At 34.3% G+C, this 26459-nt stretch carries 24 protein-coding genes, 1 tRNA gene and 1 pseudogene; 9 read left to right on the top strand and 17 right to left on the bottom strand.

Features of this window, described 5'->3' with window-relative positions:
* Window positions 1–27 precede the first annotated feature (27 nt).
* A tRNA-Ile gene (locus LKV13_RS01040) sits at window positions 28–101 on the top strand.
* On the opposite strand, the gene LKV13_RS01045 is transcribed toward LKV13_RS01040, so the two are convergent.
* The gene (locus LKV13_RS01045) at window positions 102–752 is read right to left on the bottom strand and encodes a hypothetical protein (RefSeq protein WP_229088770.1); all 651 of its coding nucleotides are present in this window, start codon (window positions 750–752) and stop codon (window positions 102–104) included.
* Window positions 730–1308 (bottom strand): elongation factor P, encoded by a 579-nt coding sequence (gene efp / locus LKV13_RS01050; RefSeq protein WP_229088772.1) that lies wholly within the window; start codon window positions 1306–1308, stop codon window positions 730–732. Before efp ends, LKV13_RS01045 begins: the two co-directional genes overlap by 23 nt.
* A 123-nt stretch (window positions 1309–1431) precedes the next feature.
* Between efp and LKV13_RS01055 the strand changes: the two genes are divergently transcribed.
* The 4 genes from LKV13_RS01055 (at window position 1432) to pstB (ending at window position 5569) form a co-directional block, all read left to right on the top strand.
* The gene (locus LKV13_RS01055; protein WP_229088773.1) at window positions 1432–2286 is read left to right on the top strand and encodes a substrate-binding domain-containing protein; all 855 of its coding nucleotides are present in this window, start codon (window positions 1432–1434) and stop codon (window positions 2284–2286) included.
* A gap of 71 nt (window positions 2287–2357) precedes the next feature.
* Entirely contained in the window at window positions 2358–3266 is a 909-nt protein-coding gene (gene pstC / locus LKV13_RS01060) for a phosphate ABC transporter permease subunit PstC (protein WP_229088774.1), read from the top strand.
* Window positions 3267–3370: 104 nt separating this feature from the next.
* Window positions 3371–4804: a phosphate ABC transporter permease PstA gene (gene pstA / locus LKV13_RS01065; RefSeq protein WP_229089664.1), complete on the top strand. Its 1434-nt coding sequence runs from the start codon at window positions 3371–3373 to the stop codon at window positions 4802–4804.
* On the top strand, window positions 4805–5569 hold the full coding sequence (pstB, locus tag LKV13_RS01070) for a phosphate ABC transporter ATP-binding protein PstB (protein ID WP_229088775.1): 765 nt from the start codon (window positions 4805–4807) through the stop codon (window positions 5567–5569).
* On the opposite strand, the gene LKV13_RS01075 is transcribed toward pstB, so the two are convergent.
* The 5 genes from LKV13_RS01075 to LKV13_RS01095 form a co-directional block, all read right to left on the bottom strand.
* On the bottom strand, window positions 5570–6391 hold the full coding sequence (locus tag LKV13_RS01075) for a ZIP family metal transporter (RefSeq protein ID WP_229088776.1): 822 nt from the start codon (window positions 6389–6391) through the stop codon (window positions 5570–5572).
* A 71-nt stretch (window positions 6392–6462) separates the two neighbouring features.
* Window positions 6463–8244: an alanine--tRNA ligase gene (locus LKV13_RS01080; RefSeq protein WP_229088777.1), complete on the bottom strand. Its 1782-nt coding sequence runs from the start codon at window positions 8242–8244 to the stop codon at window positions 6463–6465.
* Window positions 8244–9464, bottom strand: coding sequence for a flagellar motor switch protein FliG (locus LKV13_RS01085; protein ID WP_229088778.1), 1221 nt, complete (start codon window positions 9462–9464; stop codon window positions 8244–8246). Before LKV13_RS01085 ends, LKV13_RS01080 begins: the two co-directional genes overlap by 1 nt.
* Window positions 9451–10152 (bottom strand): 6-phosphogluconolactonase, encoded by a 702-nt coding sequence (locus LKV13_RS01090; RefSeq protein WP_229089665.1) that lies wholly within the window; start codon window positions 10150–10152, stop codon window positions 9451–9453. Before LKV13_RS01090 ends, LKV13_RS01085 begins: the two co-directional genes overlap by 14 nt.
* A gap of 20 nt (window positions 10153–10172) precedes the next feature.
* A complete protein-coding gene (locus LKV13_RS01095) occupies window positions 10173–10865 on the bottom strand; it encodes an SIMPL domain-containing protein (RefSeq protein WP_229088779.1) in 693 nt (230 codons plus the stop codon).
* Window positions 10866–10935: 70 nt separating this feature from the next.
* On the opposite strand from LKV13_RS01095, the gene dusA reads away from it, so the two are divergent.
* A complete protein-coding gene (gene dusA / locus LKV13_RS01100; protein WP_229088780.1) occupies window positions 10936–11943 on the top strand; it encodes a tRNA dihydrouridine(20/20a) synthase DusA in 1008 nt (335 codons plus the stop codon).
* Here dusA and serS read toward each other — a convergent pair.
* A complete protein-coding gene (gene serS, locus LKV13_RS01105; protein WP_229088781.1) occupies window positions 11933–13198 on the bottom strand; it encodes a serine--tRNA ligase in 1266 nt (421 codons plus the stop codon). The two genes, dusA and serS, sit on opposite strands and share 11 nt — an antisense overlap.
* A 186-nt stretch (window positions 13199–13384) precedes the next feature.
* Between serS and LKV13_RS01110 the strand changes: the two genes are divergently transcribed.
* Window positions 13385–14044: a hypothetical protein gene (locus LKV13_RS01110; protein ID WP_229088782.1), complete on the top strand. Its 660-nt coding sequence runs from the start codon at window positions 13385–13387 to the stop codon at window positions 14042–14044.
* Window positions 14041–16962, top strand: a complete 2922-nt coding sequence (locus LKV13_RS01115; protein ID WP_229088783.1) for an insulinase family protein — start codon at window positions 14041–14043, stop codon at window positions 16960–16962. Before LKV13_RS01110 ends, LKV13_RS01115 begins: the two co-directional genes overlap by 4 nt.
* Window positions 16963–16988: 26 nt before the next feature.
* On the opposite strand, the gene LKV13_RS01120 is transcribed toward LKV13_RS01115, so the two are convergent.
* The 8 genes and pseudogenes from LKV13_RS01120 to LKV13_RS01155 all read right to left on the bottom strand — a co-directional run bounded on the left by LKV13_RS01120 (window position 16989) and on the right by LKV13_RS01155 (window position 24012).
* Entirely contained in the window at window positions 16989–17234 is a 246-nt protein-coding gene (locus tag LKV13_RS01120) for a type B 50S ribosomal protein L31 (RefSeq protein ID WP_229088784.1), read from the bottom strand.
* Window positions 17235–17302: 68 nt separating this feature from the next.
* A pseudogene (rho, locus tag LKV13_RS01125) lies at window positions 17303–18781 on the bottom strand (transcription termination factor Rho); the annotation flags it as partial.
* A gap of 148 nt (window positions 18782–18929) precedes the next feature.
* Complete coding sequence (locus LKV13_RS01130) at window positions 18930–19337, bottom strand: bactofilin family protein (protein ID WP_229088786.1); 408 nt, start codon at window positions 19335–19337, stop codon at window positions 18930–18932.
* Between the two features lie 3 nt (window positions 19338–19340).
* Window positions 19341–19667: an HU family DNA-binding protein gene (locus tag LKV13_RS01135; RefSeq protein WP_229088787.1), complete on the bottom strand. Its 327-nt coding sequence runs from the start codon at window positions 19665–19667 to the stop codon at window positions 19341–19343.
* An 11-nt stretch (window positions 19668–19678) separates the two neighbouring features.
* Window positions 19679–19936: a 30S ribosomal protein S20 gene (rpsT, locus tag LKV13_RS01140; RefSeq protein WP_229088788.1), complete on the bottom strand. Its 258-nt coding sequence runs from the start codon at window positions 19934–19936 to the stop codon at window positions 19679–19681.
* Window positions 19937–20009: 73 nt separating this feature from the next.
* Window positions 20010–20843, bottom strand: a complete 834-nt coding sequence (locus LKV13_RS01145) for a hypothetical protein (RefSeq protein WP_229088789.1) — start codon at window positions 20841–20843, stop codon at window positions 20010–20012.
* Window positions 20844–20865: 22 nt separating this feature from the next.
* Complete coding sequence (gene ychF, locus LKV13_RS01150) at window positions 20866–21972, bottom strand: redox-regulated ATPase YchF (protein ID WP_229088790.1); 1107 nt, start codon at window positions 21970–21972, stop codon at window positions 20866–20868.
* Between the two features lie 33 nt (window positions 21973–22005).
* On the bottom strand, window positions 22006–24012 hold the full coding sequence (locus LKV13_RS01155; RefSeq protein ID WP_373464036.1) for a tetratricopeptide repeat protein: 2007 nt from the start codon (window positions 24010–24012) through the stop codon (window positions 22006–22008).
* A 140-nt stretch (window positions 24013–24152) separates the two neighbouring features.
* Here LKV13_RS01155 and lnt point away from each other — a divergent pair, with 140 nt between their 5' ends.
* Complete coding sequence (gene lnt, locus LKV13_RS01160) at window positions 24153–25724, top strand: apolipoprotein N-acyltransferase (RefSeq protein ID WP_229088791.1); 1572 nt, start codon at window positions 24153–24155, stop codon at window positions 25722–25724.
* Here lnt and LKV13_RS01165 read toward each other — a convergent pair.
* A complete protein-coding gene (locus LKV13_RS01165) occupies window positions 25667–26437 on the bottom strand; it encodes a hypothetical protein (RefSeq protein WP_229088792.1) in 771 nt (256 codons plus the stop codon). The two genes, lnt and LKV13_RS01165, sit on opposite strands and share 58 nt — an antisense overlap.
* Window positions 26438–26459: the final 22 nt, after the last annotated feature.

Here is a 26459-nt window from a genome sequence, read left to right on the forward strand (position 1 = left end):
CAGGGAAGGCTGTATTTAATTCCTTTGGGGCCCATAGCTCAGTTGGTTAGAGCACCCGACTCATAATCGGTAGGTCCCAGGTTCAAGTCCTGGTGGGCCCATCAATTCAGTTTAAAGAACAGGTTTGAATTTTTTCCTACGTAGTAGAGCCCTATGTAGTTGTCTAGGTTGTCTTCTGTTTGAATGTTGGTTATGTCCTCAATTTTGATAACTGAATCTGAGGATCTGTCGTCCTTGGGAGTTTTGATCAAATAGACCCTATTTCCGCTGATTTCGTTCAATTTGGCCATGTTTTTAAATTTATATACATAATCGTGCACTGAGGCTAACTCTTCCCCTGATAAACTTAAATTTATTACGATGTCCTTACCGTACACTCTCATACCAGTATCAAATAGATGTACTTGAGCCACAAAACTCTCAAAAGTCTTATCAGCAATATTAAACACCAAATCTTTACAGTAAAGAATATCCTTACCTAGAACAGATTCAATAAAGAAAGAAGAATATTTATCCTTGGCAACCTCAATAAACTCTTTACTATCTACGTTTTCAACAACAAACCTATTTATATCTTTAGAATTTAAAACTCTAATGGCAAAATCAAAAGACATAGAATAATCAAGAGTATCCTTAGTGAAATAATAATTAATTATGTAATCAAGTTCTCTTATCTCAGGGTAGCTTATCTCGCAAGAGCAGAGAATAATAAAAAATGAAAGAAATACTTTAGTCCTTAACCCTTTCAGCATATTCCCTTGTTTCAGAATTAACCAAGATCTTGTCTCCAACATTAATAAAAATAGGTGCCTTTACTACAAAACCTGCGTTAAGAGTAACATTCTTCATCGCATTAGTTACAGTATCACTCCTAGCGGCAACCTCAGCCTCAACCACTTCAAACGCAATTTTAGGAGGCAGCTTAATGTCGATAACCTCATCTTCCCATTTAACAAGAGAATAAACTTCTGCTTCTTTTAAAAACACAATCTTATCCTCAAGATTTGAAACTTCTCCTAAATTAACACTAAATTGCTCATAAGTTTCCAAATCCATAAAAATCAAATCCCCACCTTCTTTGTAAAGATACTGAGATTTTACTTCTAAAACCTCAATTTCTTCTACTGTATCTGTCCCCTTTAAAGCTTCCCTAATAACAGATTTGTTTTTTAAGTTTTTAAGTTTCAATCTTATAATAGACCCTCCCCTGCCTATTTTTGAAAATTCCCGCTCAAGCACAACGTGTGGTACGCCTTTTAAAAGCAAAAAACTCCCCTTTTCAATCTTTCCAGACTTAACTGCACCCATCTAATACCTCATCAATTTCTAACCTAGCATAGTAAGTTATATCAAATAATCAAAATATTTACTATTTAATTGACTTATCTAAAATTAATGATATTATATATAGTCGTAAAAGGAGTTAGTTTAATGAGAAATGTCAAGGTATTCTTTGTTGTTTCGTTGTTTTTTCTGTTTACCAGCTGTGCGACTAGGGGTGATGAGAATATTATTCCTATTGGTGGATCTACTACCGCAACTTCTGTAATGGACGAGATAATATTGGGCTACAAAAAAATAAACGATCAACTTAAGGTGACTTATGATGCTCAGGGAAGTGGTGTTGGAATTAAAGGATTGTTTGATGGTATTTACAAGATTGCAATCTCATCAAGAGATGCTACTGAGGAGGAAGTGGCTGGGGGTGCGAAAGTTACTGTTATTGCTCATGATGCTTTGATATTTATCACAAGCCCCGATGTTAAGATCACAAATATTGCGGAATCTGACTTGGCAAGAATACTAAATGGAAATATTGAAAACTGGAAACAAGTCGGGGGGCCTGATGCTAGGATCAACTTCATAAATCGGGATTCATCATCTGGGTCATATTCGTCTGTTAGAAAACTAGTCCTTGAGAAAGTATTGAAAGATCCCGAAGAGGCTCAATTTAGACAGGATGGTATTGTGGTAAAATCCAACGGCGAGGTGATTGAAAAGGCAAGTCTTACTCCACACTCAATTGGCTATATTAGCTTTGGGTATGCGAGAAACTCTATGGAGAAGGGTTTAAATACGCTTTCAATAAACACCACATACCCTACAAAAGAAACAATAGTACAAAACAAGTATAATATAAAAAGAAGCTTGATTGCAGTCACAACTAGCATTTCTGGAAATAAGAATACGATCAACTTTATCGAATTTATCCTAGGTCCAGATGGGCAGGATATTATTGAAGAACAAGGCTTCATTGGTGTTGCAGACTCGACTGATAATAGTTAAATCCTACGCTTCATAAAAACTTAGGTAGAGAAGGATTTTATCAATGTTCTATATAGGAATTCTTTTAGTAAATGGCGCTCAATTTAAAAACCAAAAGAAATATTGTTAGCTTGGGGTTTAAATGCTTTGTTTTTGTATCTGCTGCAATTAGCGCCTTGTCGGTGTTGTTATTGATTCTGTTTATCGTTAAAAACGGAATGGCACCTTTTCTGCACAACAGGATTAAAGTTTTAAACTTTCTATTTAGTACAAACTGGGATCCCACTAGCAGTATAAACAAGTCTTATGGAATCTTATCGTTTATTATAAATTCTGCCTTAACAACGTTTTTTTCTGTCTTAATTGCGTTACCGATTGGACTTGGATTTGCAATTTATCTTTTTGAAAAAGCTAAGGGGATTTATCAAAAAATATTACAAACTATGATAGAACTATTGGCAGGAATTCCAAGTGTAGTATATGGCTTTTTTGGAAGTACGTTTATAGCAACGCTAGTAAAAAACACATTCAAAAGAGAAGACAACTTAGGATACAATCTGGTGAGCTCAGCCATAGTGTTAAGCATAATGATACTTCCAACAATAATTAGTGTCTCATACACAGCGCTTAAAGCCGTTCCAAAATCATATAAACTAGCATCTCTTGCGCTAGCTGCAACAGACTGGCAAACAACATATAAAATAATGATTCCTTCCGCTGGAAGAGGAATACTAGCAGGAATAATATTAGCCATTGGGAGAGCTATTGGAGAAACTATTGCAGTTTTAATGGTTGGAGGAGGGTCATCTCTATTTATAAGGAATATATTCTCGCCTATTAGAACTCTTACAATAAATATTGCAATAGACATGGGATATGCTTCTGGTACCCACAGAGAGGCTTTATTTTCAACGGCTTTGGTTTTATTATTATCAGTAGTGATCATAAATTCAATTAAGTACTTTATTTTTTCCTCATCTAAAAGGCCAAAAATCAGGTGAATACTGCTCGGATAAACAAACTGTTAAATAACATCTCATTTTCCATAATAAAATTAATTTCCTACTCTCTAATAGCGCTGTTGTTTTTTTTAATATCTTACATATTGTACAACTCACTATTTTTTTCCGTTAAAAAACAAACATTATTTTTAAATGAATCGAATCACTTCCTACCATTAAATTTTAAGAAAAAAACAATCAAAATTGCCTTTATTATAAATAAAAGCATTAAAATAGATGAACTTACTACTAAAGACATTTATAACATATACAATAACAAAATATCACATTGGGGAAGTATATCTGATCAGGTGATAGATATAACACCAATTGCAAGTTCAAAATCAAATCCGTCCAGCAAAGTTATACTAACAACTTTTATTAAGAACAACGAATTTAATAACAGATATGTAAAAGTGGAAGAGTCGAGTGAAGAGATAATACAAACCGTCAATAAAACCTCGGGGGCTATTGGTTTTCTGACAAAAGAAGAACTTGAAAAATTAAATTTTAAAAAATATCCAGAAATTAAATCCATAAAAATTAAATCTTTGTCTATCCTAGTAGGAAGAAAAACACTACAAAGAAGCGAAAATGAAATTATAAATACACTGAGTCTAGAGATGGCTGAAAAATTAATCATAGGAAAAAAGAACTGGAATGATTTAATCTTTAAAAATATCAAATCAAACATTATCAAATATTCAACCTATAACCAGAACGCAATAAAGGAAATAGAAGAAAAAGAAGGCACAGTTGCTGTTGTACCATGGCACTCTTTCTATAAAAAAGATGCACCCTTTCTTAAACTATACTACATAAAAAATAGTATGCCCTTGAACCTAAATTTCATACTATCCACACCAAGAAATTCTGGCGCGTATGGAGGTATTTCTTATTTAATCCTTAATACCTTTTATGTAATATTACTAACGGCCATAATTTCAATCTCTATAGGAATTGGTACAGGAATAATGCTTGCAGAATACACTTCAAATAAAGTATTCTACAAAACAATATCTATGAGTGTTGACATACTATCATCAATTCCTGCAATCATTTTTGGGCTCTTTGGTCTCATGTTTTTTGTCCCAATTTTTGGTATGGGCATCCTTTCTGGCGCCATAACAAGCTCTTTGATGATACTACCAATGATTATTAAAACAACTGAAGAGGCTTTTAAGTCAATACCTAAATCATATAAATACGCTTCATTTGCCCTAGGCGCAAACAAAACAGAAACTATAGTTAAAATCCTACTACCAGCTTCTAGTCCAGGTATCTTAACAGGAATAGTCCTTGCAATAGGGCGCGCACTTGGTGAAACGGCAGTACTTTTGTTTACAATGGGAACAAATTTAGGCCTAGCAAGTGCGCTAAACGAACCCGCAAGGAGTTTAACTGTACACTTGCTGTTACTATTTCAAGAGGGACACCTAGATAAAGGCTTTGGAACAGCAGCAATACTTATTATAATGGTGCTTTTAATAAACCTAATATCAAAATTTCTAATCAATAAATTATACAGGATCAAATAAATGAACAAAGACAAAGCAATCATTCAAACAGAAAACTTAACCCTATATTACACAGACTTTAAAGCGTTAAACAACATTAATATATCTATATTAAGAAATAGCATTACAGCTTTAATAGGACCATCGGGCTGTGGGAAGTCAACATTTCTCAGAACACTTAACAGAATGAATGATCTTGTGGAAGGCGTCAAAATAGAAGGGAAAGTACTATATGAGGGTAAAAGCATTTACTCAAATAATTTTGATATTCTTGAGCTCAGAAGAAAAATTGGAATGGTATTCCAAACTCCCAATCCATTTTTAATGTCTGTCTACGATAACATAAGTTATGGGCCTAAAATTCACGGAATCAAAGACAGAAAAAAACTCGATGAAGTTGTTGAGAAATCTTTAATAAAATCTGCACTTTGGAATGAAGTAAAAGACAAGCTTAACAGAAATGCGCTGAGTCTTTCAGGGGGGCAACAACAAAGACTTTGCATTGCAAGGACTCTTGCCATTGAGCCAAACGTAATATTAATGGATGAGCCTACTTCTGCCCTCGACCCAATATCAACAGGAAAAATTGAGGAATTAATAATCAATTTAAAAGAAAGTTACACCATTATAATAGTCACCCATAATATGCAGCAGGCCGGAAGGATATCTGATCGAACTGCTTTCTTCCTCAATGGATACATCGAAGAAGAAAGTCCGACAGATGAACTATTCTTCAATCCTAAAAATATTAAGACCGAAGAATATATCACTGGTAAATTTGGCTAATTAACCCAAAGAAACATCAAGGAACATCATTAAAGTAAATCCAATAATTCCAAATATAGTTGGAACCTTACTGTCAATATCTTTTCTTTTAGATTCAGGTATTAACTGTTCAATTGAAACATAAATCATTGCTCCTGCAGAAAAGGACAAAGCGAAGGGCAAAATTCTGGTAAAAGTATAAACTGCATAAGCGCCTAGAATACCTCCAAAAATTTCTACCAACCCCGACATTTGTCCATAATTAAAACATTTCCACAAGGGAACATTACCTCGCCTTAAAGGTAAAGAAATTGCTGCACCTTCTGGCATGTTTTGAATACCAATTCCTAATGTAAGTATCATAGCCCCAACCAAAGTATGTATATCAGGGGTAGCAACTAAAGCTCCAAAAGCAACACCAACAGCAAGTCCTTCAGGAAAATTGTGTAAAGTAACCGCCGTAAAAAGCAAAAAATCCTTTTTCCCGTGTCTTGTTAAGTCTTCATCAATAAATGTAAGTTTATCAAGATCTGGAACAAACACATCCACAGTATATATAAAAAAAGCTCCTAAAAGAAACCCAAAAACTGCCGGCATCCATGTAACATAACCAAGTTCCTCCGCTCTCTCTATTGCGGGCTGAATAAGCGAGAAAAAACTAGCAGCAATCATAATGCCTGCTGAAAATCCAAGCATAGCATCCATTATTTTATTATTTACCCTCCTGAAAAAAAAGACAGCCGCCGATCCAAAAGCCGTAGTAAACCAAGTAAAAGTAGATCCTAAAAATCCCAAGAAAACAGGATGCAAAGTCAACAGATATTCCCCAAAACTCTCAAACATAAAGTATCCTCCTAAATTTAATTATTAATCGATCAATTGTTGTTTATTAAAAAAAGCAAAATAACTGTCCATTAGTCAATTAAACTTGCCCTTATTCTTCTTATACCCGAAGAAGAAGCCTGTTCTTTCTGTATTTTAAAAGTGCCAAGCTCACTAGTATTCCTAACATGAGGGCCACCACAAACCTCAATTGAAAATCCATCTATTTCATAAACGCTCACAATATCATCATATTTTTCACCAAAAAGAGCCATAGCACCCCTAGCCATAGCATCATTCAAGCTCATTATAGATTTTTTTACAGACAATGCATTCCTTATTTGTAAGTTGACCATATCTTCAACTTTTTTTATCTCATCATCTGTCATTTTGTGAGGATGACTAAAATCAAACCTCAGTCTTTCCGCAGTAATATTACTCCCCCTCTGTCTTACATGCTCACCCAATACCAATTGAAGTGCCTTATGCAGCAAATGAGTGGCCGTGTGCAACCTAGTGGTTTCATATGTAGAATCAGCAAGCCCTCCCCTAAAAACGCTATCACCTCCCTTCCTAGAGACCTCTTGATGCTTTCTAAAATGTTCTTCAAACCCCGCTCTATCTACACTAAATCCATATTCAGACGCAAGTTCTTCCGTTATCTCATAAGGAAATCCATAAGTATCATAAAGCCTAAAAGAGAGCTCACCTGGGATTTCCTTCAACGGCAATTTTTGAACCAGTTTAACAAATTCTTGTTCACCCTGACGCAAGGTTTTAAAAAACTTTCCTTCTTCCCTACCAAGCTCACTCTTAATAAAATCCTTCTTTTCTGTTATCTCTTTATAAAAGGATTTATAAATTCCCTCTACAGAATCGACAAGATCTGCTAAAAAATGGGACTCTATCCCAATTTTTTTTGCATATCTAACAGCTCGCCTAATAATTCTTCTTAAAACATAACCTTGTCCCACATTAGAGGGAAGAACTGCAAAACTATCAGCTAAAATAAAACAACTCGCCTTAATATGGTCCGCAATTATACGAATAGCTCTATCATCCGCTGTATTTTGTCCATAAACCCTCCCAGAGACTTTCTCAATTTCTTCTATAATAGCCTTAAAGGCATCAGTGTCATATACTGAAGACTTTCCCTGCAAAAATGTAACAGTCCTTTCAACTCCCATGCCTGTATCCACACACTTTCGAGCCAGTTCCTCATAACACCCATCCTCATTCCTCCTATATTGCATAAAAACGTTGTTCCAAATTTCAAAATATTTACCGCAATAACATGTAATATCACAGTCAATGGAACATTTATCTATCCCCGTGTCAACAAATATTTCAGTATCTGGACCACAAGGCCCTACATTGCCAACAGGCCCCCAAAAATTATGTTCCCTCGATAGATAAAATATCCTACTAACAGGAATCCCAAGGCTTTCCCAAACACCAGCTGTCTCCGTGTCTCGTGGAATATTATCATCACCCCCAAAAACACTAACATAAAGCCTATCTTTTGAAATATTTAAATAATCAGGCGAAGTTAAAAATTCAAAACTGTATTTCACAGAAAGCTCTTTAAAATAACTGCCAAGAGACCAATTCCCAAGCATCTCAAAAAAAGTCAAATGACTAAAATCTCCAACCTCATCAATATCTCCCGTCCTTAAACATTTCTGAACGTCTACTAACATATCTCCAGACGGATGTACTTCTCCAAGAAGATAAGGAACAAGAGGTTGCATACCCGCCGTATTAAAAAGAACAGTAGGATCATTTTCGGGTATTAAAGACTTACCCGATATCTCCACATGCCCCCTAGCCTTAAAAAAGTTTATGTACTTACTACGCAGATCATCAAGTTTCACTAAACAAACTCCTCGTTCTTTCTATATATTATTAATTCACCCTTTAAAGTCAACTCCTTAATATAACTGACAAAGGACGCAGTCATTTGTCTAACATCCTTTTTCTTTACTTCTCTTAAAAAAACCTCTTCTTCCAAAATAATTTCTTTACGCCTTCTTGAAACGTTCAAAAGAATCTTATTTCTAATCTCATCACTTTTACCCTTAATAATCATCGCAATGTTACTATCTGTAAATTCCCTTAAAATATTGTGCATATCATTATCCGAAATGCGAAGTACTACATCAATATCAAATATCTTCTCCTTAATCTCACTATCTTTGACAGGATTAAAAGCTTCCATATCAATACTACTTAAAAGATTCTTCTCATCCTCAGAGTCCATGTAGCTTAAAATGTCAACCAATATCCTAGTACCATCTAGTTTCTCAGTCTTAAGTCTCCCTTGCATTTCAAATCTGCTCTTTAATCTCTCAGAAATAATCTCAACCATATCCATATTGAATTGCTTTGGCCTAGCAAGTTCTTTAATAAATTGTTTCTTAACGTCTTTCTCCAGCATAGAAAAAACATACTTCTTCTGTTCCCTGGATAAGTAATTGTATATTACAAGAAGGGTCTTCACATCCTCAGCTCTAACTAAAGCCCAAAGCTGCTCATGTTCAACACCAGATAAATAATCGAAAGGCACAAAAGGATCAACTCCCATGACCCTTTTATAAATCTCTTTTGCCTTTGACTTACTTAAAGACTTATTCAATAATTCATAAGTAAACTTATTATCAATCGTTAAATGTTTAGTCTCATGCCTTACCAACCCTTCAAATTCTTCAATAATCCGCTTTCTATCGCCAGGAGTAATATACTTAATCTTGGCAATTTCTTCAGTAATAGAGATTATATGAACATCATCAAGCTCAGACATAATTTCTGCCGATTTTTCAAGACCAATGGCTAATAAATACTTTGCAACCATTGAAACCCTACTTTCCTTACGAATAAATCCTAGCCTTTGAGGCTCCCTTTTAAAAGACCCTTGTTCACTCAAAGACACACTCTTATCTCTTTTAATAAGATTGATCCAAGACTTCAACATAGAACCTTGCATCCCAGCATCAGAAACCTCAACACCGCCTAACCCTTCTTTGTCAATAGTGTTAAAAGTTTTGGATCCTAAATTTTTCGCATTTTGATACTTAGAAAGTCTAGGGTCCTGCATAGACCCCTTCAACATTTGTAAGAACTAATAAACGAGAGCTTCCCTCTAAAATCTTGGCGGGGCACTCCTTCAAAGAAACTTTCGAGTTTAAGAAATTTTCCAAAGCACCCCTCTTCTCCTCCCCCATAAAGAGCAAAACGCAAGATTTAGACAATCTCAAAGACTTAGGAGTCAAACTTATTCTTTTACTTGGAAACTTTGGAGCATCATATTCATACTGATACCCTTCCATCTCAGAAAACAAAAGCCCTCTTGAAGGGAAAAGTGAAGCAATATGCCCGTCCTCACCAACAGACAAAATGCTAATATCTAGCCTTGTAAACCTAGAATTGAATTCAATATTATAATTGTGGACAGAAGACGCCTCATCAAATTCATTATAAATAAACGGATGTAAATTGGAACTATGGATTAAATTCTTATCTATCATTTTCGAAAAAAAACCTTCGCTTAAAAGCTTAAAATTACTCTCATTGCTGCCCAGATCAACACACCTCTCATCTACCAAAAAAAAATGAGATTTCTTGAGAGAATAATTATTCTCATCAAAAACAGTTAAAAGAGGAACGATATTGCGCCCACCACAAATTCCAATACTATTAAAATCATTCTGACTAACACTGCTTAGAAAAAAATCAAAAAATCTCCTATTCAAATCGCTCTCTTTATTAGAATATAAAAACTCCATCATCCTTCCTTTAATCAATCTTAGTCTAAATAATAAGAAACTGTAGTAACAACTCTTAATATCTTCCTTGAATAAAGCTCATGGCTTCCCAAACTTCTATCAATTGGAAGAAATTCAAAATACCCTTGATTTGCATTCTTAATTTTTCCCAAAGTAGCACCCGAATTTTTTGCAAATTCCAAAGCCGCTAATTCAGCATTCTTAACGGAATCCGCTAGCATTTCAGGCTTAATATCGTTAATTTTATCAAAATAATAACTTGGCCCAAAGTTACTAGTTAATAGCACTCCCTTGTTATAAAGCTTAATAATATTATTACCTGCCTGTTCCATCTTATCAACATCCCTAGTATAAACATTCAAAGACACATACGCATTGTACTTGTAAAGAGTTCCTTGATAATTCCCAATATTAAAATTCATAGATCCAATCTTTATATCACTCTCGTTAAATCCATAACTAACAAAAAAATCTTTCACCGCTGCTAAATTCGCATTATTCAACCTATTAATTTCATCCACAGTATTACCAACTAATTCGTATTGCAAATTCCAACTTGAAGAATTTGCAACAACTTCTCTCTCACTCAACCCCTTAACAGTAATGTAATTCTCATTCTTAATCCCAATGTTTTTTATACCGTTAGAAACGATCAATGACGATAATAAAAACACTAACGATAACAATAAAACCAACACTCGACCCGAAACCACAACTCCTCCTCTTAAGGCTTCAAGAAAAACAAATTGTTAAATCAAGAGCTTTATTTTAACATATTATACAATGTTAATAAAACGAAAAATATCAATAGCGCCAATGGTAGACATTACAGATGAACACTTTCGATATCTTATAAGATTAATGTCAAAAAAAGTTACCCTATTTACTCCTATGATTTCTGCAAAGTCAATCGTAATGGGCAACATAGATAAGATAGTAAAACAAACACCTACAGATCCCCCAATCGCAATCCAGATAGCAACAAACTGTGAAAATGATGCTGCCAGGGCGATAGAAATTCTTGAAAACAAATTCAATTTTGATGAATATAATCTTAACATTGGCTGTCCATCTTCTCGAGTCCAAAACGCTAATTACGGAGCCTGTTTGATGCAAAATCCGACTCAAGTAGGTAACATCTTAAGTGCTATGAAAAAAAACACAAACAAACCAGTTTCAATTAAAAACAGAATCGGAATAAGGTTAAATGAGAGAAAATATTGCGAAGAAACTTACACAGAACTTAAACAATTTGTAGATAAAATTGCAACATTTGAAATCAAAAACTTTATCATCCATGCAAGATTAGCCATATTAAATGGATACTCACCTAAGCTTAATAGAAGCATTCCAAGTCTGAGGCACGAATTTGTGTACAAATTAAAGCAAGAACATAAAAATTTGTTTATCGAAATAAATGGAGGAATTAACAACAACAAACATATAAGAGAGCATTTACCACATGTAGATTCCGTTATGATTGGAAGAGCCGCAGCAGACAATCCCTATTTTATCGCAACGGCTTCAAGGGAGTTCCTGGAAGAAAAGGAAGAAATCCCAACAAGAGAAGAACTATTATTAAAAATGGCAGAATATATCAAAGAATATAATGGATACCTTTCAATCAGTACAGTACTAAAACACATCATGGGGATAATGTTTGCCAAAGAGGGGGCTTGCAAGTTCAGACAAGCCCTAACATCACCCTTCCCCAAAAATCTCAAAAATCACGAAATACTGCTAAAAGCAATTGAAAACTTAAAAGAAAACATCTTGCATTCTAATTCCTAGGTGGTATATAGTCAAATCCAGTATATTTAAACAAATTCCTAGGAATTCTAACGCCACCCTTTTCATCTTGAAAATTCTCAATTATAGCAATAATGGCTCTTGTTGAAGCTATTGCCGTTCCATTCACCATGTGCACAAACTTATTCTGACCATCTTCTTTATATCTAATCTTAAGGCGCCTTGACTGATAATCTGTACAATTCGAAGTTGAAGTTACCTCACCATATTCTCCTCTACCTGGCATCCAAGCTTCAATATCATACTTCTTATAAACTGGAGCACCAAGATCAAAGGTACAAATATTTAATACTCTGTATGGGATCTCAAGATCGCTAAAAATCTCCTCCTCTAATGCCAAAAATTCATTATGAATGCGTTCAGAATCTTCGCTCCTGCAAACACAAAACATTTCAACCTTACTAAATTGGTGCACCCTATAAAGACCCCTAGAAAATTGCCCAGCAGCTCCAGCTTCTTTCCTAAAACAATGAGAAAGTCCTGCCATTCTTATTGGAGCCTTAAGATCAAGTATTGTATTACAATAATATCCACCCAGGGTAATCTCAGCCGTACCAATAAGGTACTTGTCCGTATTCTCAATTTTATAAATATTACTCTCACTTCCACGAGGATTGAAACCAATTCCATCAACTACAAATTCCCTTGCAACATCTGGTGTAGTAAACAAATCAAACCCTTTACTCTTAAGTTTATTTAAAGCAAAGTTAATCAATGCAAGTTCTAACAAAACACCCTCATTTTTAAGATAATAAAACTTGTTACCGCTTACTTCACGTGCTCTTTCAAAATCAAAAAGACCCAACTTAACCCCAATTTCTAAATGATCCTTAGGCTTAAAGCTAAACTCTGGAATAGCTCCTGAAACTTTTATTAAAACATTTCCATCTTCACTATCGCTAACAGGTACATCGGGAGCAGAAATGTTTGGGATCTTCTTGTGTTCAACTAAAAGTTTAGACGTTATATGTTCCAATTTCTCTTCTAAAGCCATAATTTCTAATTTTAAAGTTCTTCCGCTTTCCACTAAAGCCTGCCTGTTAGCATCATCAACTTCTCCCTTCATCGCATTAGCGTTTTCATTCCTAGCAGAATTCAGCTCACTTATCCTAGTAACAAGCTTTCTACGTTCATCATCAAGAACAACCAAAATGTCAATATCTAGCTCAAGGCCTCTATCCTTAAGATTTTTACGAACAAGATCCCTATTATCTCTTATAAACTTCAAATCAAGCACCAGAGAACTCCCAACAATAAATTTAACCAAATCTAATTAAAACAAAATAAAATTTATAAAATCGACTTATATTAATTAGCATAAGAATTATTATATAATAACTTGGGAATAATGTTGGGTTAACTTTACTACAGAGGGGGTTGGGTTATTAAGGGTAAAAAAAAATTCGTTTTAATTTCTTTGTTGATGGTTCTTGTGGGTTGTGAGAAAAAACCTAAAAGTATCAATTTTAATGATACCAATGTAAGCTATGACCAAGCTGATGAGTTGATTATTACATCAATTTCCGCAGAAGAAGAGTCTGAATTATTTAAATATAAAATTAGGATACCTAGGGTAACAGGTGACGTATCAAACAGCAACAACCTTCAAGAGTTCAATAGCGAGATCCAAAATTATGCAAATGAAACTGTCAAAAACTTGAAAGGTATAGCGCACAGCTCTGGAAAAGACCCTAGGAAACCAAGTTTAAAGCTGGATTATGAAATCTACCATGGATACGACGTCTATACAATAGTATTATCTGCAACTCAAGATATAAATGGAATGTCCATTACAAACTGCAGAAGTTATTATATTAGCAACAATGGAGATTACATACACAACATAGACGAATTGATTGAAGTAGAGGAGGCCTTTCCTTTCTTCATGCACAAAATTAAAGAAAAATTACAATCAAACGACTTGCTTTTCGATTTACAGCAGGCAGTGATTTATTTTGAAAATAAAAGTATAGTCATCAAATTGCCTGCTTATGTATTCGATTTAAATGAAACAGAAAATATATTCGAATTTGATGAAGAGGAAATAGCAAAATACATTAAGGTTAAAATCGATAAAAAATGAAGAGGAAAAAAAAATTCAGCTTAATATCAAGAACTTATCTAGAAGAATATGATGCTGAGGGGTGCTACTTTCAACACGAAAGTGGCCTGGAGGTATTTGAACTTAAAAGCAATTCATTTAAAGAAAATGCTTTCGGCATAGCATTTAAAACAATTCCTTTAGATAATACTGGAGTTGCCCACATTTTGGAACACACGGTTTTCTGCGGTTCAAACAAATACAGGATAAAAGATCCTTTTCTTTATTTAATGAAAGGAAGCCTAAATACTTTCTTAAATGCAATGACATTTCCAGATAAGACATTATACCCAGCAGCTTCTACAATACAGAAGGACTATTTTAACTTATTTAAAGTATATGCTGACGCTGTTTTTAATCCGTTACTAAAAAAAGAAGCTTTCATGCAAGAAGGTTACAATGTTAACCCTAATCACTTTAAATTATCTGGAATTGTATTAAATGAAATGAAGGGTGTTTACTCTAGTAAAAATTCCTTAATTAATGAAATTTCAACCAATTCTTTATTTTGCGAGGGGACTTATAAGTATGACTCTGGAGGCAATCCTGTTGACATTATTGACCTTACATACGAAGAATTCATTAAATTTTATAAAAAGCACTATACACTCGAGAATTGCAAAATATTTTTGTTTGGAAATATCGAAACTGATAAAAATCTCAATTTCATTGAAAAATATATAATAAGACCGTACAAAAAAGAAAAATCGAATATCACTTTTAGCATAGACAAAGCAAAAAGATGGAAGCAGGGCAAAATATTGGATTATTTCATTCCAAAAGAAAATGAAAATACACTCGGAGTATATGCAATAAATTGGTTATGTGCTGATATCCAAGATATAGGAGAGAGTATTGGACTTGAAGTTTTATCGGAAATTCTCCTAGACGATTCTTGTCAATTCACCATAAACATATTAAAAAGCAATATTGGTGACGGGATAGACAACGTTAGTGGCATCAACACAGACATAAGAGAATGTGTGTTCTCGTTTGGCCTACAAAATGTGGTTCCAGGGAAAGTAGAGGAATTTAAAAATATGGTTTTCAGTGAACTTAAAAATCTTGTTGAAGTCAAGATTCCAAAAGAACTAATACAGGGGGTTCTTTTCGGCTACGAATTTGCATTAAAAGAGGAAAAGGGACAAGGACTTGCCATCTCATTGATAATTAAAAGCCTCAGGGGGTGGATGCATGGTATGCATCCGGATGATACCTTAAAAATCAATTGCCATTTAGATGCAATTAAAAGTAAACTAGAAAAGGGTGAGCTTTACTTTGAAAACCTAATAGAGAAATACCTACTACGTAACAATCATTACACATTAATCAATTTCATACCATCGGATAAGATCCTTAAGGAAATGGAAGAAAAGATAGAAAAGAAACTGATGGACAGAGAGATTAAGATTAAGCAAAACCCTGAAAAACTTTTAGAATTCACAAAGGACTACAATCAATTTAAAGATTATCAAAAAAAAAGAGATCCTAGATCTGATATTAATAAGCTTCCAATGCTTGAGATAGAAGACTTACCAAAAGAAGTTGAGAAGAGCTTGGATCTTAACGAAATACCAGAGCTTAGGGCACATACATTCGAATTAAAAAATAACAATAATATTTTTAATGTATACCTATTCTTTAGGTTAGATTTTTTAGAAAAAGAGGACTTTGTAATGCTCTCTTTATTCAGAAGAGCTATTCAAGATTTGTCTACCAAAAATTATTCTTATGTAGATATAAATAACAAAATTCAAAATACTTTGGGACAATTGAGCATATATGAAAGTTACGAAGAAGACATTAATGGTAGAATTGTCAATTTGTTCAACATAGGCTTTAAATCATTTAATAACAAAATTGAAGAGTCTTTTATATTGATTAAAGAAATTTTGACTAACATAAATTTCAATGATTACGATAGACTCAAAGAGGTGGTATTAAGTCTTAAGAATGATTTTAAATCGATTTTAATCCCTAAAGGACATACTTTTGCAATAACGAGAGCAGAATCAAAGCTTAGTTTGAGTAAATACTTAAGAGAGCTTCAACTAGGAGTTACAGGAAGAGAATTTTGGCAGAAAATAAAAACAGATACGGAATCTTTAAAAGAACTTGCCTGTAGTTTAGAAGAGATAAAAAATAAAATAATTTTAAAAAATAATTTTTCATCTCTGCTTATGGGAGATACCAGTGATGTGATTAAAAAATTGGAAGGCGAGTTATTTATACTAAAAGAAAGTTTGATTGAAAAAATCTATACAAGTACTTTAACTACAATACAGGCATTCGGTGAACCACTAAAAGAAATAATTATTATTCCATCAAAAATATCTTTTAATTGCATGAGCTTCTTGAGCTATAAGATAACGGATGAAAATTATCCAAAAATAAACTTCTTGGCTCATATATTAAAGAGTGGAGTTTTCTGGGAAAAAATAAGGGTTATGGGTGGAGCATACGGAACATTTGCGTCGATTACAAATGGCATATTTTCTTTTGCATCATATAGGGATCCAAACTTTGTAAAAACATATCAGGCCTTTGCAAAGTCATTAGAAGAATTAGCTAGTAACAATAAAGTTAAAAACGAAGACCTATACACCTATTTGGTAGGATTAATCGGCCTTAGTACTAGTGTAAAAACAAGAGCCAGAGAGGTCCTTGAAAGTTACAAGAGAAACCTTTTAAGCATTGGCGACGACCTGAGACAAAATATTAGAAATTCCTATTTCAAAATTACATCCAAAGACATTAAAAATACATCCGAAAGGGTGTTGAACCAAATGGAACAAAAAAACAGTATGACCTCCCTCGTCAACAACGAGACCTACGAAAACGAAAAGGAAAAACTGGAAGAACTAATCGGAAAGAAATACAAAATAAAGAAAATATACTAAAAGACAATCAAAAAGAGATAATACCTTCAGGCCTTTTTATATTTCTTATTAAATCTATCGATCCTACCCGCTGCATCAACAAACTTTTGCTGACCCGTGTAAAAAGGATGTGATTTGCTAGTAATCTCAACAGTAATCAAAGGATATTCCTTGTTATCGCTATACCTAACTGTCTCATTTGAAGCCAAAGTAGACCTAGTTAAAAACATTGAACCATTAGACCCATCCCTAAACACCACCAGCCCACTCACAGGGTGTATATCCTTTTTCATAAAACCTCTCTATTAACCAATAAAAGTCTATTCCAGCTTAACTCAAATTTAAAACAAAGTCAATTTTACTAATCTCCATTACTCATGGTCTTCAGAAAGATTTCATTATTTTTACTTTTTTTCATCTTTTCAACCAAAGCCTCAACGCCCTCATAATCATCAACACCACCCAAAATCTTTCTAATAAGTAAAATCTTAGAGCGCTCCTCCTCACTTAAAAGCAACTCTTCCTTCCTTGTGCCTGATTTCTTAATATTAATAGCAGGGAAAAGCCTCCTGTCTGCTAAACTCCTATCAAGGATTAATTCCATATTCCCAGTACTCTTAAACTCTTCAAAAATAACCTCGTCCATCCTACTTCCAGTATCAACTAAAGCTGTAGCTATAATAGTAAGGCTACCTCCCTCTTCAATATTTCTAGCAGAACCAAAAAATCTCTTTGGCTTATGCAAAGCGTTAGAATCAACCCCCCCAGAAAGTATCTTGCCAGAAGTTGGCATGGTCTGATTATAAGCCCTTGCAAGTCTTGTAATAGAATCCAAAAGAATAACAACATCTTTCTTATTCTCAACAAGCCTTTTTGCCTTCTCAATTACCATCTCTGCAACCTGCACATGCCTACTGGCTTGCTCATCAAAATTAGATGCAATTACCTCTCCCCTAACACTACGAATCATGTCAGTAACCTCTTCAGGCCTCTCATCAATGAGCAAAATCATCAAAATAATATCTGGATAATTAGTAGTTATCGCATTGGCTATTTTTTGAAGCAAAGTAGTTTTTCCCGCCTTGGGTGGCGAAACTATTAAAGCTCTTTGCCCTTTTCCAATAGGGGCAAAAAGATTAATAAGTCTTGTAGAAATATTACAATTCTCATATTCAAGATTCAACTTTGAGCTAGGATACAAAGGTGTCAAATTATCAAAAGGTATTCTGTTTTGCGCAAATGTGGGATCTTGATCATTAATACTCTTAATCTTGACCATAGCAAAAAATCTTTCACCGTCCCTTGGAGGCCTAATCTGCCCATATAAAATATCTCCCGTCCTTAAATTAAAAAGCCTAATCTGAGAAGGCGAAACATAAACATCATTACCTCCCGAGAGATAAGAATTAGATGCTGTGCGCAAAAACCCATACCCATCACTTAAAACATCAAGAACCCCCGTAAACAAAACACCAATATTATGTTCCGTTAATATCTTAACAAGCAAAAATATTAACTCCGTCTTTTTCATAGTTACTGCAATAGTATGATTTGTGCCAAGCCCTTCAACAACTTTCCTAACCTCAGTAATCGGCTTATCATAAAGAGTATTAATAATCGTACTATCCTTACCGCCTAAAAAATTAACAATGTTACCCTGTTCAAGTGTTTTAATACTGTTTTCCAGATCCGGACTAGATATATCATAATCAAAATCCGACAATGCATTGTCTACCTTCAATCGCTCATTATCAGCTTTTCTGGGTGAGCTAGAAGCCTCCTTTTTAGCCAAAACTTTAACTACCTTTCTTCTAGAATTATCTTCAATTTTTAACTCTTTAGAAGAATTCAAACGCTTCATTTCATCTTCTAAATCAAATTCCTCAAATCTTTTATCCATAATCTCCTCTATGAGACAAATTTTTAAGAAGGGTTCATAAAAAGAAATATTTAAACCATTAATAATTAAAATTATATCTAATGCTATTTCACTGAAAAGTATCTTTTATCTGCGAAACCGTAAAAGCGAACAAATCTATACTCTCATTGGATTTAACCATCTCACACTTACCATCAAAAACTATATTATCATTAATAAATATCTTTTTTGTCTTAATATCGCCATACATCTTACAACCACTATTTAAATAAACTTTGCTACTAGCGCTCACATTTCCCTTCAAAATCCCTTCAACTATCAAGGTATCACAAGTCACCACATCAGTGATAACTTTGCTGTTTCTCCCTATAAAAAGCACCCCTCTTTCTGAAGATATCTCACCCTCAAAAGACGAATCAAGATACAAGGAACCCTCAAACTTCAACTTACCTCTAAAAATCAAACTCGAATCTAGCCTACAATCCCACCTATAAACATCCCTTATATCAGAAGGCATCAACTATCCCTTATATCCCCATACTCGCTCTTTTAAGTCCTTCCCTGGACGAAAATAAGCCACATGGTGATCCTCAACCCTAACATATTCGCCAGTCTGGGGATTGCGAGCATTCTGACGCCCCTTTCTCTTCCTAACCTCAAAAGTACCAAAAGACCTAAACTCTATTACATTATTAAGACAGAGCCTATTCTTAAGCTCCTCAAAAAAAGCATCAACCACAAGTTTTATACACTTCTTCTCAACTTTTTCCCCGCCACTCCTAATATTCAAATCTATCAGATCAACGATATCCGACTTAGTAACCTTGGGTCTCCTTGAAAAAGACATAAACCATTTCCTTATTTTAAAAGCAAAACACTCAAACTCGACTTCCTACGGGCAGCCCTATTTTTATGAATAATTCCCTTCCTAGCAGCAGTATCCAACTTCTTCGACACAAATCTAAAAAACTCCAAAGCCTCCTCTCTTCTCCCCTCTCTTAACATCCCAACACAACGTTTCTCTACCGTCTTTAACTCACTCCTAACACCTGAATTCCTCAAATTTCTCCTTAAATTCTGCCGCGCTCTCTTCAATGCCGATGGACTATTTCCCAAATCAAACTCCTTAATACAGCCAACATAGTAGTGAATAATATATCAACTAATCAAAATATAGTCAATCCACAAATTAAGTTACCTTACTGCAATGTTCATAGACATACGCAAAAGAACTCTGCATAGAATAAGACATCCCCTTGTCGCTAATAAATATTCTATCAAGTCGCTTTCTTTTCTCAGAATTATCATCATAAACAAAAGACAAACAACCATCCGTACTCAAACCAGGACTATGAAACGACACATTATGAAAAAATTTATAAAAATATTCTTTTCTGGCAAACAATTTTCTCTGGAAAACAGAACTTTCTTTAAACTCATAAAAAATAACTAAATCCTTCATGGCTAAAATATCCCTTGCTAAAACCCTAATATCAATGAAAAAAATACACAAAAATATCACTATATTACTAAGCGAAATATAGTAAATAAAAAAGCTAATCAAAATTCGAAATGAAAGAGTCGCCAAATAGATACCAGACACATAATACCTAATCGGGAATTCTTGTGCTTTTACAACAAACAAATCGTTCCTCGTACTTTTAAGTTTCATGAAAAACTTAATTAAATATTTATTTCTCAAAAAACAAATTTTTATTTTCCGTCCGTTACTTAACCCTAAAATCAACATATTGTCCAATAACCTCTTCTTGATCCACAAGATATCACTAAAATCAAAATTCAATTTGGAATATAAACTCTTATACAAAACACTATCATTTTTAAACTCAATATCGTAATAATATCTCAAGTAAGAAATCATTACAAAAATATTTATTAGTATTAAACAAAACACAAAAACAACAAACATATCTTTGTAGAGATAAATATAAAATACAGAGAACCCGACATTGAATACAAAAATAAAAAATAATCTGATTACATAAAAGTACAACTCACTCATATTGAAAACATTATCTCATTATCTAAAGGTTAAATTTAAAGAAGATTATATCACCATCTTTTACTAAATAATCTTTCCCCTCAAGCCTAATCCTTCCCCTTTCCTTTAAATTTTGTATATTTTGAAATTCAATCAAATCGTCAAATGAATACACTTCTGCTCTAATAAAGCCTCTCTGAAAATCACTATGTATTATACCCGCAGCTTCCGGGGCTTTCATCCCATCAATAAAAGTCCAAGCTCTGACCTCCTGCACACCAGCGGTAAAATAGGTTCTAAGCCCGAGAGCATAATAAGTTTTCTTTATTAAATTATTCAGTCCACTATCCTTTATCCCCAAAGAAGCAAGCATCTCCTTCCTTGAATCCAAATCATCAACTTCAGCAAGTTCCGCCTCAATCTTGGCACACAAAATCAAATAATCATTACCTTCTCCTAAAGCAAGATCCTTTACGACATCTGTATATTTATTACCACAAATAGAATTTTCATCAACATTGCACACATATATGGCCTTTTTGATAGTCAAAAGATTTAATGATTTAATAAACTCATTTTCAAACTCATCAAACACAAATTTAGATGCCAGCCTAACATCCATTAAATGCTCTTCAAGCCTCTTAAGCATCAAAACAGCCTTCTTCGAGATCTCACTAACCTTTTTATCAGCACTCTTAATCATCTTTTCATTCTTTAAGATACTTTTCTGTACTGTAGCAAGATCTGCAAGACAAAGCTCTGTATTAATCGTGCCTATATCCCTTTCTGGATCTATACCCCCATCAACATGAATAACCTCTTCATCTTCAAAACATCTAACCACATGAACAATAATGGAGACTTCACGGATATTGGCTAAAAACTTATTACCAAGCCCTTCACCCCTAGAAGATCCTCTAATAAGGCCAGCAATATCAACAAACTCCATTACAGCCGGTACAGTTTTTTTAGGAATAATTAAATTTACAATTTTCTCAAGCCTCTCATCAGGTACCTGTACTATTCCTACATTTGGCTCAATAGTACAAAAAGGGTAATTGGCTACTTCTGTTTTTGACGATGTTAAAGACGAAAACAAAGTAGACTTACCCACATTAGGCAAACCCACTATTCCTACGTTAAGTGACATAAATAAAACTCCCAAAAAAAGACAAATCAAGACCTAATTAGCAAAATATGCAAATTCTCCCCTCCCTGTCTGCTGATTAAAATTGATCTCAACAGATAAATTTAAATATCCACTGGGTTCTTGGGCACCCGGATAATTGTACTCAAGTAAGTAAGTTCCCGTTCTCTGTTTCATCAGCAAATCAAAAACCCTAGACACTCCCTCATAGGACGAAAAAGGAACCACTGCTCCTCCAGTCTCATCTACCAGATATTGTAATTTAGGATCTACAGGCCCATTTCCAAACAATATCAAATAAAATCTAATATCATTATTTTTATAATAATTTAGAACAGTGCCTACAGAATATGTATCAAAAGCAGAACGACCCAAAGCTCCATTATTAAAATAAAGAACGGCTCTTTTTGAACTCTTCGACATGAGCTCAGAGCCCGCCAGCTTTAAGCTTACATCTGTCTTCACATAAGTTGAATCATAAGACCCAAGAGAATTTGTCTTATTAATGGTGCTTAATAAACTACCGATATTGTCTATTAAAGGCACTCTTGTCGCATTTACAAAACTAAATTTCTTATTCTTACCGCCCTTTATAAGAGTATTTATACCCATAATCTGCTCTGCTTCATAACTTTTCATACCCAAAGACTTATCAAGCACAACTGAAATATTCATCTCGCTAGAGGTATTAACATCATGAGCGACTTTAGGATTAACAATGTAATATTCTTCATTAGCAATTGCAAAATTTTCACTTTTAAGACCTACAATCGGCAATCCACTCCTACCACTAACATTAAGTTCAACATAAATTTTAGAATCTCCGTTCCCGATTACTCTTCTCACATCAACATTTAGACTGTCATAAATGCTAACATCACTCTTATAAATTGAAATCCTAGCATTATTAAAGTCCGAAACAACAATTTGATTATTGACATCAATAATCGAAGACGAAATCTTCGATTCGATACTATCTGCTTTTAACAGCTTATCAAACATCTTGTTCAAAACGTTATACCTATAAACACCATATTTTGAAGATATAATAATGTTATTACCTACGACATCGCTACTGAGTCCTTCTATGCCCTCAATAGAGGTTTGAGAAGTGTATAAATGATTACCGCTAGTATCGAAAACTTCAATAGAGCTTTTAAGCGTATCGGCAACATAAATATTTCCATTCAGATAAGTAATACCCGTAGGTCCCAAAAGCCCCATAAAACCTACTGTCTTAACGCCAAAATGCGAAATAAAATTACCATCAACATCAAATTTACTTACTCGTTTATTTCCCCACTCGCTTACGTAAATATAATTTCTGTCATCAACCGTCATATATTGAGGGGCAAGCAATTCGCCAACTCCCGTCCCCTTCTTTCCAATCGAACCCCTCCTAACCCCAATAATCTTGTCATATACACCAATCTCATCCCTTGAGTAAAGGGTAACATAAAGCAATCCATCAAGCTCAACTAGGTCATAAGGAGACTTCAAATAATTAACACCATCCTTAACCAAAACACCAATGTTGTTATTAGCGTCGAAATGCAGTATTTCATTTCCCACAAAATTAACAGCATAATACCCACCGTATTGATCTGACCTCAAGGACGTAATCTGGTATCCGTGTGGCCGCCTATAAATAGAGTTATCAAGAGACGCTACCCTGATAAGTCTTTCAACACCAAGTTCATGATCCAAAAAGACACCTCTTCTCTGTTCAATTGTAGAGACTAATTGCTTAAGGTAGGCGGCCTTATACCCTTGAGACTCTAAATTTCTCCATTCCATCAAAGCTTCTTCAATATACCCCAATCTGTAATAGACATTACCCGTCCAAAAATGATAATCAAGGTTATTCGGATTAAAGCTCAAAACCTTTTTAAGAGACAATAAAGCATCATCATAAAGCCCGTTATTATAGGAAGTAAGGGCCCACCTAAATTCTTCCTGAGCGTCTTTATTTGTAACTATCCCCCGAGAATTTAACACGAATGTACCCCCGAAGAACAAAATAATTACATTAAAAAACAAAATCATTCCCTCATCCCTAAGCAGCGCCATCTAGAACTGGCATTATCGCATATTGCACACCATATATTATACTATGCAATGTTGAATATTAACACCTAAACCAACTATGCAATATACTTTTGTAGATGATAAAAAGAGGAAAAATGAAAACAAGATATTTTTACCTGGCTATATTTTCTGGCCTTCTTACGACTTTAGCAATTCCAAATGAAATAAAAAATACAGGATATTCAACTATCGGATTTTTTGCATACATACCACTTTTCATTGCGCTAATTCAAATAAGAGACAAAAAAAACTTAATTATCCTTGTGGTCTTTTATTTTCTAGTGGCCAATAGCTTACAAAATTTTTGGCTTGCATTTTTTCACTCGTTTGGATTATTTACATTCCTGGGTGCAATAATAGGATACATGCCCTATTCTTTAGTGTTAGGTTATCTGCTGTATCATTCCTTAAGAGCTTTTGAGAACAAAACATTAACCTTGGCTATACTTTTTACACTTTACGACTATTCAAAGTCAGTTGGATTTTCAGCATACCCTTGGGGATTATCAGCATTTATGGTCAACAACTTTAATGAATTAATACAAGTGGCTGACATTTTTGGAGTGTTTTTTGTATCTTTTGTCGTCTATTTTTTTAACGCAGGAATTGCAAATCTTTTCATCAAACAAAACAAAATAAATAAATTAAGTGCTCTACTTTCTATTGTGTTAACGGGGGCATCCTTTACCTATGGAATTATTAAAAAAATAGAAATAAACCCAATATTAAACAAAAAAGTGGATACCTTAAATATTTCAGCAATTCAACTCAACATTGACCCTTGGTTACCTGGAAATTATAAAGAAAGCATTAAGAGATCTATTAAACTTACCAGAGAAGCTTTAAAAGAAAATCCAGATATAGAACTTGTACTCTGGAGTGAGGGAGTGCTCACCTTTCCATTTGATTCTTATAAAGAATATGCCCATAATAATTCAGAATTACTCGAATTATACGATTCAATAAATAAATTAATCATAGAAAGCAAATCTCATTTCGTTATCGGTTCACCTTCAAACATAGACCGAAAATTAAGGACACATCAAAATTCGGTCTATGCAATAAAACCCAATCTGAGCATAGAAAATATATACTCTAAGGTATTTTTGGTTCCATTTGCAGAAAAAGTACCATTTCATGATTATGAATTTGTAAGGGAATTTTTTCTTAACAATTTCGGAATCGCAGGGCAAGCTAGCGGAGACAAGATTGAAATATTTAAAATGAAGAAATTCCGATTGGGTCTTTTAATATGCTACGATGACGCATTTACCGACCTTGCAAGAGCTTATAAAAACCAAGGCGCAAACCTGCTACTAAACTTCTCAAACGACTCCTGGTCAAAAACAAACTCATCAGAGTGGCAGCATTTCGTAGTAGCAAAGTTCAGAAGCATAGAAAACGGAATCAAAACCGTCAGAGCCACAAATTCTGGAATAACCACAGTAATCAACGAATACGGAGAAAATGTAGAAAGCCTCAAAACGTTTAAAGAGGGATATCTAACCGCAAAAATCAAACTACCCCCAAAGATAACAACAGTCTATGAACACATCGGAGACCTCTTCATATACATCCTTGCAATAATGTTTACAGCAACGACAATAGGCTACTTTATTGAAGACAAAACCCATCCATCTCCCTTTTTCACAAAACCTAAAGTCTGACTATTGCTCCAAAATGGAATGTTTTTAGTAATATTATTCTTCCTGGACTTAACCCGCACGCTGTAGTAAACATCAGATTCTTTGACAATCTTTAGGGATTTTAGGTCATAAAAATCATCAACTGAAAGGTAACCCAGCTCATCCTTGCCAACACCAGCTGAAGCATCTTCTAAGTTTGAAATAACAACATCCTTAGCCCCAACCTTATCTAAAACCTTAATCTCATCCGCCATAACAGAATTAAGCAAATTAACATCTTGCAAAAGAAGAGCTCTTGCAAATTTGTTAAATTGGAATTTAACGGCCTGCTCCTTATTCCTCTCCCTTGCCATCTCGGCAACGTATTCGATTTTAGGGGCATTTGTCAACTCATTGATCTCAATCTTACCATGAACTATTCCCGGTATCTCATCAAGCTTAACATCTTCAAACGCAATGGACTTAACTTCCCCCTCCATACTCATCCTAGAGTCGATTTCCTCTATGGCAATCTTAAAGTCAACCTCCTCCTTAAGCCTAGGATAAAGCTCTAAAGCCTTCTTTTGGAATCTTTTCCCCTTCTTGTCTTTACCAACATCAATATACCTCTGACCCACCTCATAATAAAAAATAGCAAGTTCCTTTTGTCTATCATCAACCACAAAATCACCCTTCGCAAACAAACTCACAAAGACCAAAGAAAAAAATAAAAAATATAATGCCAACTTTCTCACGCCAACCTCCAACAAAACGCAG

Origin of the sequence: Candidatus Borrelia undatumii (assembly GCF_020882015.2) — a bacterium.
Classification (GTDB): Bacteria; Spirochaetota; Spirochaetia; order Borreliales; family Borreliaceae; genus Borrelia.

Excerpts from the sequence above, each read along its gene's own strand:
- LKV13_RS01045 (WP_229088770.1), bottom strand. The coding sequence starts at position 752 with ATGCTGAAAGGGTTAAGGACTAAAGTATTTCTTTCATTTTTTATTATT.
- efp (WP_229088772.1), bottom strand. The coding sequence starts at position 1,308 with ATGGGTGCAGTTAAGTCTGGAAAGATTGAAAAGGGGAGTTTTTTGCTT.
- LKV13_RS01055 (WP_229088773.1), top strand. The coding sequence starts at position 1,432 with ATGAGAAATGTCAAGGTATTCTTTGTTGTTTCGTTGTTTTTTCTGTTT.
- pstC (WP_229088774.1), top strand. The coding sequence starts at position 2,358 with ATGGCGCTCAATTTAAAAACCAAAAGAAATATTGTTAGCTTGGGGTTT.
- pstB (WP_229088775.1), top strand. The coding sequence starts at position 4,805 with ATGAACAAAGACAAAGCAATCATTCAAACAGAAAACTTAACCCTATAT.
- LKV13_RS01075 (WP_229088776.1), bottom strand. The coding sequence starts at position 6,391 with ATGTTTGAGAGTTTTGGGGAATATCTGTTGACTTTGCATCCTGTTTTC.
- LKV13_RS01085 (WP_229088778.1), bottom strand. The coding sequence starts at position 9,464 with ATGCAGGACCCTAGACTTTCTAAGTATCAAAATGCGAAAAATTTAGGA.
- LKV13_RS01090 (WP_229089665.1), bottom strand. The coding sequence starts at position 10,152 with ATGGAGTTTTTATATTCTAATAAAGAGAGCGATTTGAATAGGAGATTT.
- dusA (WP_229088780.1), top strand. The coding sequence starts at position 10,936 with ATGTTAATAAAACGAAAAATATCAATAGCGCCAATGGTAGACATTACA.
- LKV13_RS01110 (WP_229088782.1), top strand. The coding sequence starts at position 13,385 with ATGGTTCTTGTGGGTTGTGAGAAAAAACCTAAAAGTATCAATTTTAAT.
- LKV13_RS01115 (WP_229088783.1), top strand. The coding sequence starts at position 14,041 with ATGAAGAGGAAAAAAAAATTCAGCTTAATATCAAGAACTTATCTAGAA.
- LKV13_RS01120 (WP_229088784.1), bottom strand. The coding sequence starts at position 17,234 with ATGAAAAAGGATATACACCCTGTGAGTGGGCTGGTGGTGTTTAGGGAT.
- LKV13_RS01130 (WP_229088786.1), bottom strand. The coding sequence starts at position 19,337 with ATGCCTTCTGATATAAGGGATGTTTATAGGTGGGATTGTAGGCTAGAT.
- LKV13_RS01135 (WP_229088787.1), bottom strand. The coding sequence starts at position 19,667 with ATGTCTTTTTCAAGGAGACCCAAGGTTACTAAGTCGGATATCGTTGAT.
- LKV13_RS01145 (WP_229088789.1), bottom strand. The coding sequence starts at position 20,843 with ATGAGTGAGTTGTACTTTTATGTAATCAGATTATTTTTTATTTTTGTA.
- ychF (WP_229088790.1), bottom strand. The coding sequence starts at position 21,972 with ATGTCACTTAACGTAGGAATAGTGGGTTTGCCTAATGTGGGTAAGTCT.
- lnt (WP_229088791.1), top strand. The coding sequence starts at position 24,153 with ATGAAAACAAGATATTTTTACCTGGCTATATTTTCTGGCCTTCTTACG.